This is a genomic window from Amycolatopsis heterodermiae (assembly GCF_034929455.1).
In the GTDB taxonomy this organism is placed as follows: domain Bacteria; phylum Actinomycetota; class Actinomycetes; order Mycobacteriales; family Pseudonocardiaceae; genus Amycolatopsis; species Amycolatopsis heterodermiae.
In genome coordinates this window covers 122,391-134,812 of sequence record NZ_JAYFSI010000013.1, presented here as the reverse complement: position 1 = coordinate 134,812, position 12,422 = coordinate 122,391, and the positions used below count along the sequence as shown (strand labels likewise).

Here is a 12,422-nt window from a genome sequence, read left to right as displayed (position 1 = left end):
TGGCCGAGCCGGTTCCTGCCGCTCCGCCCGCGACGGCGCCTTCTCCGGGGCGAGCGCCGTCGCGGGCGGCAGCGAAAGACGTGAAGGCCACCTTGAGGGACGTAGAGTCCCGGAAAGTGGCCTTCACGGACCTTCAGGCGTTGAGTTCTTCCAGCGTGGTCGGCACGTGGAACGGCGGGGTGCTCGTGCCCGTGATGCGGTAGCGGCCCCACGGGTCCGGGTCCGACAGTTCGCCCGTCGCGGTGTGCGGGCCCGCCTGGATCGAAACCGCCTTCTTCTTGCCGCCGGCCAGGCGCGCCAGCTCGTCGTGCACCGCCACCCGGCCGTACCAGCGGTAGAAGCCGTCGATCGGCTGGAAGTAGCCGCGCAGCTCCACCTGGGCCGTCAGCGAGACGCCGTCGACCACCAGGGTCGCTTCGCCGCTGTAGCCGTCTTCGTCGTGGTCGCTCATGACGTTTCCTCCACGGGGTCCGTGCGGCCCAGCTGGACCACCTTGTTCGCCTCGAGCGGCAGGTTCGGGTCGATGACCACGCCGTTCTGGCGGGTCAGCCCGTCGATGGCCGCCCAGATGATCTGCGTCAGGTACTCGACGACGGCGTCGCGGCCCATCGACCGGCGGTCCAGCCACCACTCGCCGGTGTTCTGGACCATGCCGACGATGCCGTGCGCCCACGGCTCGGCCGCGCCGGAGTCCATGTTGAACATCCGCATGTAGTCGCCGAGCAGCGCGGTCAGCGCCGTCGCGATCAGTTCCTTGTCCTCGGCCACGACGTCCGAGCTGACCGGCTTCTCCGGCCGGCCGTGCGCCAGCAGCCGGTAGAGGTTCGGGTGCTCCTCGATCACGGTGAAGAACGCGTCGAGCGCCATCCGGATCCGCGGCACCGGCGCGAGCTCGGCGTTGATCGCCGGGATCAGCCGCTCGAAGAGGATCTCCGTGCCGCGCTGGCCGAGGGCGACGTAGAGGTCGGCCTTGTCGTCGAAGTGCCGGTACAGCACGGGTTTCGTGACACCCGCCTCGGCGGCGACGTCCTCCATGCCGAGGTCCGGGCCGTGCGTGTCGAGCGCGCGCAGGGCGGCCTCGACGAACTCCTTGCGCCGCGCGATCCGGTGCTTGCGCCAGCGGTCGCGGCGGGCGTCGCCGGTCGCTTCGCCGTCGCGCGACGAGGGCTTGGACTGCTTGCCGGAGCGCTTGACACGTTCGATCACGAGAGGGATGCTACCAAAGGTAACTGTTACCGCAAGTTACATGTTTCGGAAGGGGTGGTCGGCAATGACGCGGACGCTGAAGGAACCGGATCGCGAAAAGACCGCGGAGCGGCTGCTCAAGTCGTCGGCGAACAAGTTCTACGACCCCGACGTCGACATCGACTGGACCGCGCCGCTGGTCGAGGGCAAGCGGTTCATCCTCGACGAGCGTTCGTCGCTCTACGGCACCCCGCTCTGGGACAAGCTGACGCCCGAGCAGCGCATCGAGCTCGGGAAACACGAGGTCGCCAGCGTCGCGACCACCGGGCTGTGGTTCGAAATCCTCCTGATGCAGATGCTGCTCAAGGAGGTCTACGAGCAGGACCCGACGTCCGCGCACGCGCAGTTCGCGCTCACCGAGATCGCCGACGAATGCCGGCACTCGACGATGTTCGCGCGGATGGCGTCGCGGATCGGCTGCCCCGCCTACGGCCCGGTGCCGTGGCTGCGACGCCTCGCGAAACTGATGCCGACGATCTCCTACGGCCCGGCGCGCTACGGCGCGATCCTGGTCGCCGAGGAGGTGCTCGACCGGCTGCAGCGCGAGCAGATGAACGACGACGGCGTCCAGCCGCTGGTCCGGATGGTCAACCGGATCCACGTGCTGGAGGAGGCGCGGCACGTCACCTTCGCCCGCGAAGAGGTCACGCGCGGCATGGCGAAGCTGTCCAAGGCCGAGATCGCCTACCAGCAGTTCATCATCGCGCTCATCTCGTACTTCGTGACGCGGGCGTTCATCAACCCGAACGTCTACAAGGTGGTCGGCATCCGGCCGCGTGACGGCGTCGAAGCGGCCCTGAACAACCCGCACTGGCAGGGCACGATCGCCTGGGCCGGGGAGAAGATCATGCCGTTCCTCGAGGAGTCGGGTCTGGTCGGCCTGCCCGGGAAGTTCTTCTGGCGCAAGTCCTTCCTGCTCCCGGCGGGCCGGTGACCACCGCGTCGCGGCTGCGCGACCCGTCGCTCGCGCACCGGTTCGTCGCGAGCGACGGCGCCGCGCTGCACGTCGAGCTGTCCGGGCCCGCCGACTCCGCCGTGACGCTGGTGCTGGTGCACGGCTGGACGCAGGACCACCGGACGTGGGACTTCGTGCTGCCACACCTGGATCCCGGCGTACGGGTGCTGCGTTACGACCTGCGCGGCCACGGCGGCTCGGCGCACGCGCGTCCCGGCTCGGCGTCGATCGCCCGTCTCGCGGACGACCTGGCCGAGCTGATCGCCGACCGCGTCCCGAACGGGCCGCTCGTGCTCGCCGGTCACTCGATGGGCGGAATGACGCTGATGGTGCTCGCCGAACGGCACCCCGCGCTCGTCAGGGAGCGGCTCGCGGGGGCGGCGTTCGTCGCGACGTCGTCGGGCGACATGGACCGGCTGACGCTCGGGTTCCCGGGCCTGGTCGGCCGGGGCGTCACGCGCTTCGAGCCGCGGCTGGCCCGCCTGCTGGCGGGCCTGCGGTCGGACACGCTGCGCCTGCGCCCGGGCATGGTCCGATCCGGGTCGCGCCGCCTGGTCTTCGGCGACCGGCCGGGCCGCGCCCAGGTGGACAGCGTCGTCGAGCAGCTGCTGTGCGCGCACCCGGCGAGCGCCGGGCTGTTCCTGGACGCCATCGCGTCGCACCGCGGCATCGGCGGCCTGGGCGCGCTCTGCGACGTCCCGTCGGTGGTGCTGGCGGGGGAGAAGGACCGGCTCTGCCCGCTGGCGCACGCGAAGGTGATCGCGGACGAGCTGCCGCACGCGGAGTTCGTCCGCTACCCGGGCGCCGGCCACATGCTGCCGCAGGAACGCCCCTACGAGGTGGCGCGCCGCATCTCGGCCCTGGTCCGCACGGCCGTCACGAACTGACAGTCACTGCCAAAGGCGGCACTTTCACGTGAAAGTGCCGCCTTTGGCAGCGGGCGTTACGAGTCTTTCAGCGGGAAGCCGCCGCCGATGCCGCGCCAGGCCAGGTTCGCCGTCAGGGCCACTGCTTCCTCGCGGCTCATCGACTGGTGGTGCTGCAGCCAGAACCGGGCGCTGACCTGGCTCATCCCGACCAGCCCGACCGCCAGGAGCCGCGCCTTGTCCTCGTCGAGGCCGGCGTCCGCCGTGATCGTGTCCGTGATCGCGTCCACGCTCGCCGAGGTCGCGCGGTCCACCGCTTCCTGGACCGCCGGCTCGCCGCGCAGGTCGGACTCGAACACCATGCGGAACGCGCCCGCGTCGTTGCTGACGAAGTCGAAGAACGCGCCGACCGTGGCCGGGACGCGCTGCTTGTTCTCCGTCGTCGAGTCCAGCGCGTTCTGCACGCGCTTGACCAGCTCGTCGACGTGGCTCTCGAGCAGCGCGATGTACAGGTCGAGCTTGCCGGGGAAGTGCTGGTAGAGCACCGGCTTGCTGACGCCCGCGACCTCGGCGATCTCGTCCATGGCGGCGGCGTGGTAGCCGTTCTCGGCGAAGACCCGCTGCGCCGCGGCGAGGAGCTGGGCCCGGCGCTCCGTCCGGGGCAAGCGCACCCCTCGTTGCTGCAACCGCGTCATCTCCGTCATGCTCTTCCTCCCGTCTTCAGCCCCTTCGACGGGCGGGGTCGCCACCGCGTGAAGTCGCCCTGAAGATTACTCGCCGGTACGCCCGCTGTGCCAAGTGTCGGGCATCCTGGAGCCGTGAAGACCTCCGCCCACCGCCCCGGCGACGTCGGCCCGGCCCGCCCGCCGGTGACCCACGTGCCCCTCTCGACCAGGGCTTTGCCGTCGATCGAGCCGGTGCTGCCGCCGTGGCCGGCGACCTTCGAAGAGGTCGGCACCGCCCGGCTCCAGGTCCGCCGCACCCCGGGCCCGGACGGCGTTCCGGCGGTCTACCTGCACGGCCTCGGCGGCTCGTCGACGAACTGGACCGACCTGGCCGCGCTGCTCGCGCCGGTCGCCGGCGGCACCGCGCCGGACCTGCCCGGCTTCGGCTGGTCCGAGCCCGAAGCCGGGTTCGACTTCAGCCTGGAAGCGCACGCCGACGTCGTCGCGCGGCACGTCCGGGAGGTCGGCGCGCCGGTCCACCTGCTCGGCAACTCCATGGGCGGTGCCATCGCGCTGATCCTGGCCGCGCGGCACCCGGAGCTCGTCAAGACGCTGACGCTCATCTCGCCCGCGATGCCCGACCGCCGCCCCGACCCGCGGCGGCTGTCGGACCCGCGGATGGCGCTGGCCTACCTGCCGCTGGTCGGCGCGCGGGTGCGCGCCCAGCTCGCCGCGATGGGCCCGCGGGAACGCGCCGCCCAGGTCATCAAGCTGTGCTTCGCGGACCCGTCGAAGTTCCCGGAGAGCCGGCTCGACGAGCTGACCGAGGAACACGGCGCCCGCGCGGGCTTCGCCTGGGCCGCGCCCGCGATGGCGCGCAGCACCTTCGGCATCTTCCGGGCGTGGTCGGCGGTCGGGAAGGCGTCGCTGTGGTCGCTGGCGCCGTTGGTCAAGGCGCCGACGCTGGTCGTCTGGGGCCGCGAGGACCGGGTCATCTCCGTGCGGCGCGCCATGCGCACCGCACGCGCGATCCCGCGGGCCCGGCTGCTCGTGCTCCCGCGCACCGGCCACGTGGCGCAGATGGAGCGGCCGATCGCCGTCGCGAAGGCCGTCCTCGGCATGTGGGAGCACGTCGAAGCCGGGAATTGGTAGCCCGATCGGGCGACAACTGATCGTTCGTGATCCGCCAGTCGCCGAGGGTGCCGCTCCGGCGCTGTGGCACCCTGGTGCGGTGGACCGGGTGAAGCAGGACGAGCGAGGCGAAGATCGGCGGGCTCCCCACCGCGCGTCGGCCCGCCGGCCCGCGCAAGGCGCCCCCGATCCCGAAGACTCCCCGCGCACCGGGCAGTACCGCCCGTCGAAGGCGCCGGCCCAGCGCGTCAGCGAGGACCGCTACCGCCCGGGCGGGCGCCGGACCTCCGCCGAGCCGCTGAGCGCCTCCTGGAAGCCGCACAAGGAAGCCCAGGAGACCAAGAAGGCCGAAGAGCCCCCGAAGACCACCTTCGCCAAGCTCACCGGGACCTACGGCTGGCGCGTCTACGCGCTGCCGATCCTCGTCGTGCTGACCGTGCTCGTCGTGGTCAACACCGCGAACAGCCCGGCCGAGCCGATCGCCGAGCAGGGCTCCGGGCCCAGCGTCGAGTCGGCGGGCGGGGACACCTCCGGCGGTTCCATCGACGGCGACGACGGCCAGGGCATCCCCGAGAACCCGGCCACGCCGGTCGACCTCCAGGTGCCGACCGCCGACCTGCCGAACGGCAGCCCGTTCACCCAGGCCGGCGCCGGCACGTGGCACACCGTGCCGGGCAACGGCCCGAAGGTGGGCAACGGGAAGCTCTACACCTACACCGTGGACGTCGAGGACGGCATCGACCCGGCGAGCTACGCCGGCGACGACGCGTTCGCCACGGCCGTGCAGGGCACCCTGTCCGATCCCAAGAGCTGGACGTGGGACGGCAAGATCGCGCTGCAGCGCGTCGACGCCAACTTCCCCAACCCGACGTTCAAGGTGAGCCTCACCACGCCGGAGACCACGCACCGCGCGGACGCCTGCGGCTTCCAGATCACCTTCGAGGCGTCCTGCTACCGCAAGAGCATGGGCCGGGTGCTGATCAACCTGGCCCGCTGGGTGCGGGGCGCGAAGGCGTTCGGCGCCGACATGACCGGGTACCGGCAGTACGCCATCAACCACGAGGTCGGGCACGCACTGGGCAACCAGCACGTCGGCTGCCCCGGCAACGGCCAGGCCGCGCCGGTGATGATGCAGCAGTCCTTCGGCGTCGCCGACGACTACGTCTCGATGCTCAACGACATCCCCGGCGGCGACAAGGGCAAGGTGGCCAAGGACGGCCGCGTCTGCGTGCCCAACTCCTGGCCGAACCCCTCACCGAAGTCCTAGTCCCAGCATCTGGACCTCGGGAAGGTCCGTTTGCCTGCGCGCGTTGGTCATACTGGGATGGACGCGATCCGCGCGAGATGGAGGACCCGATGTCAGCACTGCCGCCGCTCGTCGAGCCGGCTGCCGAGCTCACCAAGGAAGAGGTGGCCCGGTACAGCCGTCACCTGATCATCCCGGACGTCGGGGTGAACGGGCAGAAGCGGCTGAAGAACGCGAAGGTCCTGGTCATCGGCGCCGGCGGCCTCGGCAGCCCCGCGCTGCTGTACCTGGCCGCGGCCGGCGTCGGCACGCTCGGCATCGTCGACTTCGACGTCGTCGACGAGTCGAACCTGCAGCGCCAGGTCATCCACGGCCAGTCCGACGTCGGCAAGCTCAAGGCCGCGTCCGCGCAGGAGTCGATCGCCGAGATCAACCCGCTGGTCAAGGTGCACCTGCACACCGACCGGCTGGACTCCTCGAACGCGCTGGAGATCTTCGAGCAGTACGACCTCATCGTCGACGGCACGGACAACTTCGCCACGCGCTACCTGGTCAACGACGCCGCGGTGCTGCTGGGCAAGCCCTACGTCTGGGGCTCGATCTTCCGGTTCGAAGGCCAGGTCAGCGTCTTCTGGGAGGACGCGCCGAACGGCAAGGGCCTCAACTACCGCGACCTCTACCCGGAGCCGCCGCCCCCGGGCATGGTCCCCTCCTGCGCCGAGGGTGGCGTGCTGGGCGTGCTGTGCGCGTCCATCGGCTCGATCATGGTGACCGAGGCGATCAAGCTCATCACCGGCATCGGCGAGACGCTACTCGGGCGTCTCATCAGCTACGACGCGCTGGAGATGAAGTACCGCGAGGTCAAGATCCGCAAGGACCCGGAGACTCCGAAGATCACCGAGCTGATCGACTACGAGGCGTTCTGCGGAGTGGTCTCCGACGAGGCTGCTCAGGCCGCGTCCGGCAGCACCATCACGCCGGCGGAGCTCAAGGCCAAGTTCGACAGCGGCGAGAACTTCGCGCTGATCGACGTCCGCGAGCCGCACGAGTACGAGATCGTCAACATCAAGGGCGCGACGCTGATCCCGAAGGACCGCATCCTCTCGGGCGAGGCGCTGGCGGAGCTGCCGCAGGACAAGCCGATCGTCCTGCACTGCAAGTCGGGTGCCCGCTCGGCGGAGGCCCTCGCGGCCCTGCACGCGGCCGGCTTCAAGGACGCGACGCACCTCGGCGGCGGCGTGCTGGCCTGGGCCAAGCAGATCGACCCGAGCCTGCCGACCTACTGACAGTCGTTGTCCCGTGAGGGGCACCCTGGTGGCCTTTAGCGCCATGAGGGTGCCCCTCACGGCATTTCGTCCGAGTCGTAAAACACTGTGTGACCAGCGCGTCTTCTCGTTCGTGGAGCACCCGGCCGGGTACCGTCGGTTCTCGTGCGCTCAACCCTCGAACGCCCTCCCGGCCACGTCTGCTCGGCCTTCGGCGGGCTCGCCGACAGCGGCGAGCCGATGCCGGACTCGGCGGCGTGGCGCTGCGGCGACCTCGTGCTCAAGCAGGTCACCGACAAGGCCAGGACCCTGTGGACCGCCCGCGCCCTCGACTACGTCGACGAGCCGGGCCTGCGGGTCGCGAAGCCGGTGCGGTCGACCGACGGCCGCTGGATCGTCGGCGGCTGGACGGCGTCGCGGTTCGTGGCCGGCACGGCCGAGCACCGCGGAGACGCGGCGGTGCTGGCCGCGGTGAAGCTGCACCGGGCCACCGTCGGGCTGCCCCGGCCGGACTTCATCGCCGGGCGCAAGGACGTCGACGCCGTCGCCGACCGGATCGCCTGGGAGGAGCTCGAGGTCCCGCTCGACGAGACGAAGGGCGGCCGCTGGTTCGAGGTCCTGGCCGGCGCGCGCCGGCCGATCAAGCTGCCGTCCCAGGTCGCGCACGGCGAGCTGCTGGCCGGCCTGCTGTTCGACGGCGACGCGACGCCGGGCCTGGTCGACTTCGTCCCGTACTACCGCCCGGGTGAGTACGGCGCGGCGATCGTCGCGGTCGACGCCCTGGCCTGGGGCGGTGCGACCCGCGAGCTGCTCGAACGCTGGGCGCACCTGCCGGAGTGGCCCCAGCTGCTGCTGCGCGCGGTCCTGTTCCGGCTGGCGTCGAACGCCCTGAACCCGAGGTCGACGCGCGCCGCACTGGACGGCCTTCGCGTGGCGGCCCGCGAGGTCAGCGGCGTGCTCTAACCTGGGACGCATGATCGCTCTTCGAAAGGGCCATGCCGCGTAGCCGGCCTTCGAGCCTGCGCCGGGCTCATCGCATCGAGGCGGCCACGCCGCCGGTTCGTGTTCCACACCTTTCCCGCCGCGCCGCGCGTGACCTCGCGTTCGCCGAGGTGGACGCCGGGTTCGGCCCAGGGCGCATCGCTGGACTACTGCTCGCCTGGGATCGCGGCACCCGCTCGCCGGACGTGCTGTCGGTATCGGCCGTGTGCCCCTGTCCCGGGTGCGACCCGGTGGGCGCGCGAGCCGACCTGGCTCGGCTGCTCGACGAGCTGCCACGCCGGGAGCGCGCGCTGGTGAGAGCGGTGCTCTCCCGGGCGGACCGCCGGTTCGTGTGCCGCACGCCGCCCGATCCGCTCAGCCGGTCGCCGTGGTGGTTCGAGCGCCGGTTCCACGAACAGGACGGCTGGGGCGTGCGCTGAACACCGCACGCCGGGAGTGGCGGCGGTCACGCACCTCACCGCCGGGGGCGCGTGAGTCGTGCCGCAATGTCAACTGCCGGAAACATTCGGTCGATTCCGAGTAACACGGCCTCCTTAGCGTCGGGTCATCCGAACGACGCCGGAGGTACCCGTGCCGCAGGTCGACACGCACTGCCCGTACTGCGCCCTGCAGTGCGGCATGCACCTCGACGGCGTCCGCGTCACGCCGCGGGACTTCCCGGTCAACGCCGGCGGCCTGTGCCAGAAGGGCTGGACGTCCGGCGCGCTGCTGACGTCGCCGAAGCGGCTGACCACCCCGATGATCCGCTTCAACGGCCTCCTTGAGCCGGTCAGCTGGGACTTCGCCCTCGACTTCGTCGCGCGCAAGCTAACGGAACTCCAGGCCGCACACGGCCCCGACGCGGTCGCGATCTTCGGCGGCGGCGGGCTGACCAACGAAAAGGCCTACCTGCTCGGCAAGTTCGCCCGCGTCGCGCTCGGCACCTCGCAGATCGACTACAACGGCCGGTTCTGCATGTCCTCGGCCGCCGCCGCGGGCACCAGGGCCTTCGGCGCCGACCGCGGGATGCCCTTCCCCGTAACGGATCTGGCCGACGCCGACGTCGTGCTGCTCGCCGGAGCCAACCCGGCGGAGACGATGCCGCCGTTCACCCAGCACCTGCGCGGGGCCGACCTGATCGTCGTCGACCCGCGCCGGACGGCGACCGCCGAGCTGGCGAGCCTGCACCTCGCCCCCGCGCCCGGCACCGATCTCGCACTGGCGCTCGGGATCCTGCACGCCGTGGTCGCCGACGGGCACCTGAACCAGTCCTATGTGGACGAGCGCACCACCGGCTTCGCGGCGATGTGGCGGATCGCCGCGTCCTGGTGGCCGGAACGCGCCGAGCGCGTCACCGGCGTCTCGGCCGCCGACATGCGCCTGGCCGCCGCGAAGCTCGCCAACGCGCGCAACGCCTACGTCCTCACCGCCCGCGGCACCGAGCAGCACGCCACCGGCACCGCGACCGTCGGCGGCTGGATCAACCTCGCGCTCTCCCTGGGCCTGCCCGGCCGCCCGGGCTCCGGCTACGGCTGCCTCACCGGCCAGGGCAACGGCCAGGGCGGCCGTGAGCACGGCCAGAAGGCCGACCAGCTGCCCGGTTACCGCAAGCTCGACGACCCGGCCGCCCGCGAGTACGTCGCGGGGGTCTGGGGTGTCGACCCGGATTCACTGCCCGGACCCGGTCGAAGCGCCACCGAACTGCTCGAAGCCCTCGGCCAGGAGGGCGGGCCGAAGGCGTTGATGGTGTTCGGCAGCAACGTGGTCGTCTCGGCGCCGCGCTCCCAGCGGGTCCAAGATCGACTGTCCGCTTTGGATCTCCTGGTGGTCGCGGACTTCGTCCTGTCGGAGACGGCGGCGCTGGCCGACGTCGTCCTCCCGGTCACGCAGTGGGCCGAGGAGGACGGCACGCTCACCAACCTCGAAGGCCGGATCCTGCTGCGGCGCAAAGCGATCGACCCGCCGCCGGGCGTGAAGTCCGATCTGGACGTCCTCAACGGACTCGCCGTGAGGCTCGGCCACGAGCGTTTCCCGGCCGACCCCGAGACGGTGTTCGAGGAGCTGCGGATCGCGTCCAAGGGCGGCATCGCCGACTACTCCGGCGTGAGCTACGACCGGCTGTGCGCGGGGGAGGCTCTGCACTGGCCGGTGCCGTCCGGCGACCACCCCGGCACCCCGCGGATGTTCCTCGACGGCTTCGCCCACCCGGACGGCCGCGCGCGGTTCGTGCCCGTCGAGCACACCGGACCGGCGGAGCTGCCGGACGACGAGTTCCCGCTGCAGGCCACCACCGGCCGCGTGCTGCAGCACTACCAGTCGGGCGCGCAGACGCGGCTGATCGGCGAGCTGAACGACGTCGTACCCGAGGCGTTCGTCGAGATCCACCCGGACACCGCGAAACGCGCCGGGCTCGAAGAGGGTGACCAGGCGCGGATCCGGTCCCGTCGCGGCGAGATGACGGCGCTGGTGCGGTTCGCCCAGTCGTTGCGGCCCGACCTCGTCTTCGTGCCGTTCCACTTCCCGGGCGCGCAGCGCGCCAACCTGTTCACCAACCCCGCGCTCGACCCGGTCAGCCGGATGCCCGAGTTCAAGGTGTGCGCGGTCGCCCTGTCCGCTGTGGACGGTGCGGCATGAGTGCTCGTGACGTCGTCATCGTCGGGTACGGCATGGCCGGGGCCCGGCTGGCCGACGAGATCCGCCGCCGTGACCCGGCCGCCGAGCGCGTCCGGCTGACCGTGCTCGGCGCCGAGAAGCACGCGGCCTACAACCGGGTGCTGCTCTCGGCCGTCGTCGCCGGCGGGATGAGCCCGGAGAGCGTCCGGCTGCACGACGACGAGTGGGCCGCGCGGGTGAACGTCGACCTCCGCCTCGGCACGGAAGCCGTGCGGATCGACCGCGGGAAGCGCCGTGTCGAGCTCGGCGACGGATCCACAGTGGACTACGACGCCCTGGTGCTCGCCACCGGCGCCAACCCGTGGATCCCGCCGGTGGAAGGCTTCGGGCCCGGTATCGTCACCTTCAGGACGCTCGACGACTGCGCCAAGATCCTCGACGCCGCTCGTTTCGGCGCGCCGGTCGCGGTCCTCGGTGGCGGCCTGCTCGGCCTCGAAGCCGCCCGCGGCCTGGCCGGGCGTGGCAACCAGGTGACGGTCGTGCACCCGCACCGCCACGTCATGGAACGTCAGCTCGACCCGGCCGCCGGGCACGTGCTGGCCCGGCAGCTGACCGCGATGGGCGTCACCTTCCGGTTCGGCGCCACCGCCGCCCGCTACCTGCCCGGTGACGGCCTCAAGCTCGACGACGGCAGCTTCGTCCCGGCCGATCTCGTGGTGGTCGCCGCCGGGGTCCGCGCCGAGACGAGCCTCGCCGAGGACGCCGGGCTGGCCGTCGACCGCGGGATCCTGGTGGACGACGCGCTGCGGACCAGCGATGGCCGGATCCACGCGCTCGGCGACTGCGCCCGCCACCCCGGCGCTCCGGCCGGGCTGATCCAGCCCGCGTGGGAACAGGCCGAGGTGCTCGCCGACGTCCTGACCGGCACGAACGCCGCCGCGCGCTACCGCGGCACGACGGCCGTCACCCGGCTCAAGGCGCGTGGCATCGACCTCGCCGCGCTGGGCGAGACCCACGTCGAGGCCATCGACGACGACGCCGAGGTGCTGACGTTCACCGACCCGGCCGGCGGGCGGTACGGCAAGCTCGTCGTCCGCGAAAACCGCGTCACCGGGGCGATCCTGCTCGGCCTGCCCGACGCGGCCGCGTCGATCACGCAGTTCCACGACCGCGGGACGCCGTTGCCGGACGACCGGCTCGCGGTGCTGCTCGGCCGGGCGCTGCCCAGCGGTGCCGCGGCGGCGGCCAGTCCGGCCGATCTCCCGGCGACGTCGGTGATCTGCCGCTGCAACACCGTCACCAAGGCCCGGCTGATCGACGCCTGGAAGGCCGGCGCCACCGATACCCCCGCACTGGCGCGGGCCACGCGGGCCACCACGGGCTGCGGCGGGTGCACCGACACCGTCGGGGCCGTCGCGAACTGGCTCGCCGCTCAATGACCTCACCGATTTCGAA

General features: G+C 71.8%; 12 protein-coding genes. 9 read left to right on the top strand and 3 right to left on the bottom strand.

Annotation, left to right across the window (positions count from 1 at the left end; translation table 11 throughout):
- Positions 1-133: 133 nt before the first annotated feature.
- On the bottom strand, positions 134-451 hold the full coding sequence (locus VA596_RS39870; protein ID WP_323334479.1) for a DUF4873 domain-containing protein: 318 nt from the start codon (positions 449-451) through the stop codon (positions 134-136).
- Positions 448-1,215: a TetR/AcrR family transcriptional regulator gene (locus VA596_RS39865; protein WP_323334823.1), complete on the bottom strand. Its 768-nt coding sequence runs from the start codon at positions 1,213-1,215 to the stop codon at positions 448-450. The genes VA596_RS39870 and VA596_RS39865 overlap by 4 nt, the downstream gene beginning before the upstream one ends.
- Before the next feature lie 55 nt (positions 1,216-1,270).
- Here VA596_RS39865 and VA596_RS39860 point away from each other — a divergent pair, with 55 nt between their 5' ends.
- Both VA596_RS39860 and VA596_RS39855 read left to right on the top strand, forming a co-directional pair.
- On the top strand, positions 1,271-2,179 hold the full coding sequence (locus tag VA596_RS39860) for an AurF N-oxygenase family protein (protein WP_323334477.1): 909 nt from the start codon (positions 1,271-1,273) through the stop codon (positions 2,177-2,179).
- On the top strand, positions 2,176-3,087 hold the full coding sequence (locus VA596_RS39855; protein WP_323334476.1) for an alpha/beta fold hydrolase: 912 nt from the start codon (positions 2,176-2,178) through the stop codon (positions 3,085-3,087). Before VA596_RS39860 ends, VA596_RS39855 begins: the two co-directional genes overlap by 4 nt.
- A 56-nt stretch (positions 3,088-3,143) precedes the next feature.
- On the opposite strand, the gene VA596_RS39850 is transcribed toward VA596_RS39855, so the two are convergent.
- A complete protein-coding gene (locus tag VA596_RS39850) occupies positions 3,144-3,770 on the bottom strand; it encodes a TetR/AcrR family transcriptional regulator (RefSeq protein ID WP_323334475.1) in 627 nt (208 codons plus the stop codon).
- A gap of 204 nt (positions 3,771-3,974) precedes the next feature.
- On the opposite strand from VA596_RS39850, the gene VA596_RS39845 reads away from it, so the two are divergent.
- The 7 genes from VA596_RS39845 to VA596_RS39815 all read left to right on the top strand — a co-directional run bounded on the left by VA596_RS39845 (position 3,975) and on the right by VA596_RS39815 (position 12,406).
- Positions 3,975-4,883, top strand: a complete 909-nt coding sequence (locus VA596_RS39845) for an alpha/beta fold hydrolase (protein ID WP_323334821.1) — start codon at positions 3,975-3,977, stop codon at positions 4,881-4,883.
- 79 nt (positions 4,884-4,962) lie between these two features.
- Complete coding sequence (locus VA596_RS39840; RefSeq protein ID WP_323334474.1) at positions 4,963-6,129, top strand: DUF3152 domain-containing protein; 1,167 nt, start codon at positions 4,963-4,965, stop codon at positions 6,127-6,129.
- Between the two features lie 89 nt (positions 6,130-6,218).
- Positions 6,219-7,394 (top strand): adenylyltransferase/sulfurtransferase MoeZ, encoded by a 1,176-nt coding sequence (moeZ, locus tag VA596_RS39835; RefSeq protein WP_323334472.1) that lies wholly within the window; start codon positions 6,219-6,221, stop codon positions 7,392-7,394.
- A 144-nt stretch (positions 7,395-7,538) separates the two neighbouring features.
- Entirely contained in the window at positions 7,539-8,336 is a 798-nt protein-coding gene (locus VA596_RS39830) for a TIGR02569 family protein (RefSeq protein ID WP_323334470.1), read from the top strand.
- Positions 8,337-8,605: 269 nt separating this feature from the next.
- Complete coding sequence (locus tag VA596_RS39825; RefSeq protein WP_323334468.1) at positions 8,606-8,794, top strand: hypothetical protein; 189 nt, start codon at positions 8,606-8,608, stop codon at positions 8,792-8,794.
- A 151-nt stretch (positions 8,795-8,945) separates the two neighbouring features.
- Positions 8,946-10,988, top strand: a complete 2,043-nt coding sequence (locus tag VA596_RS39820) for a molybdopterin oxidoreductase family protein (protein WP_323334466.1) — start codon at positions 8,946-8,948, stop codon at positions 10,986-10,988.
- Entirely contained in the window at positions 10,985-12,406 is a 1,422-nt protein-coding gene (locus VA596_RS39815) for an FAD-dependent oxidoreductase (protein ID WP_323334464.1), read from the top strand. Before VA596_RS39820 ends, VA596_RS39815 begins: the two co-directional genes overlap by 4 nt.
- Positions 12,407-12,422 lie beyond the last annotated feature (16 nt).

Bases quoted from the DNA above. Each gene is read 5' to 3' on its own strand.
- VA596_RS39870 (WP_323334479.1), bottom strand. From the start codon at position 451: ATGAGCGACCACGACGAAGACGGCTACAGCGGCGAAGCGACCCTGGTG.
- VA596_RS39860 (WP_323334477.1), top strand. From the start codon at position 1,271: ATGACGCGGACGCTGAAGGAACCGGATCGCGAAAAGACCGCGGAGCGG.
- VA596_RS39850 (WP_323334475.1), bottom strand. From the start codon at position 3,770: ATGACGGAGATGACGCGGTTGCAGCAACGAGGGGTGCGCTTGCCCCGG.
- moeZ (WP_323334472.1), top strand. From the start codon at position 6,219: ATGTCAGCACTGCCGCCGCTCGTCGAGCCGGCTGCCGAGCTCACCAAG.
- VA596_RS39815 (WP_323334464.1), top strand. From the start codon at position 10,985: ATGAGTGCTCGTGACGTCGTCATCGTCGGGTACGGCATGGCCGGGGCC.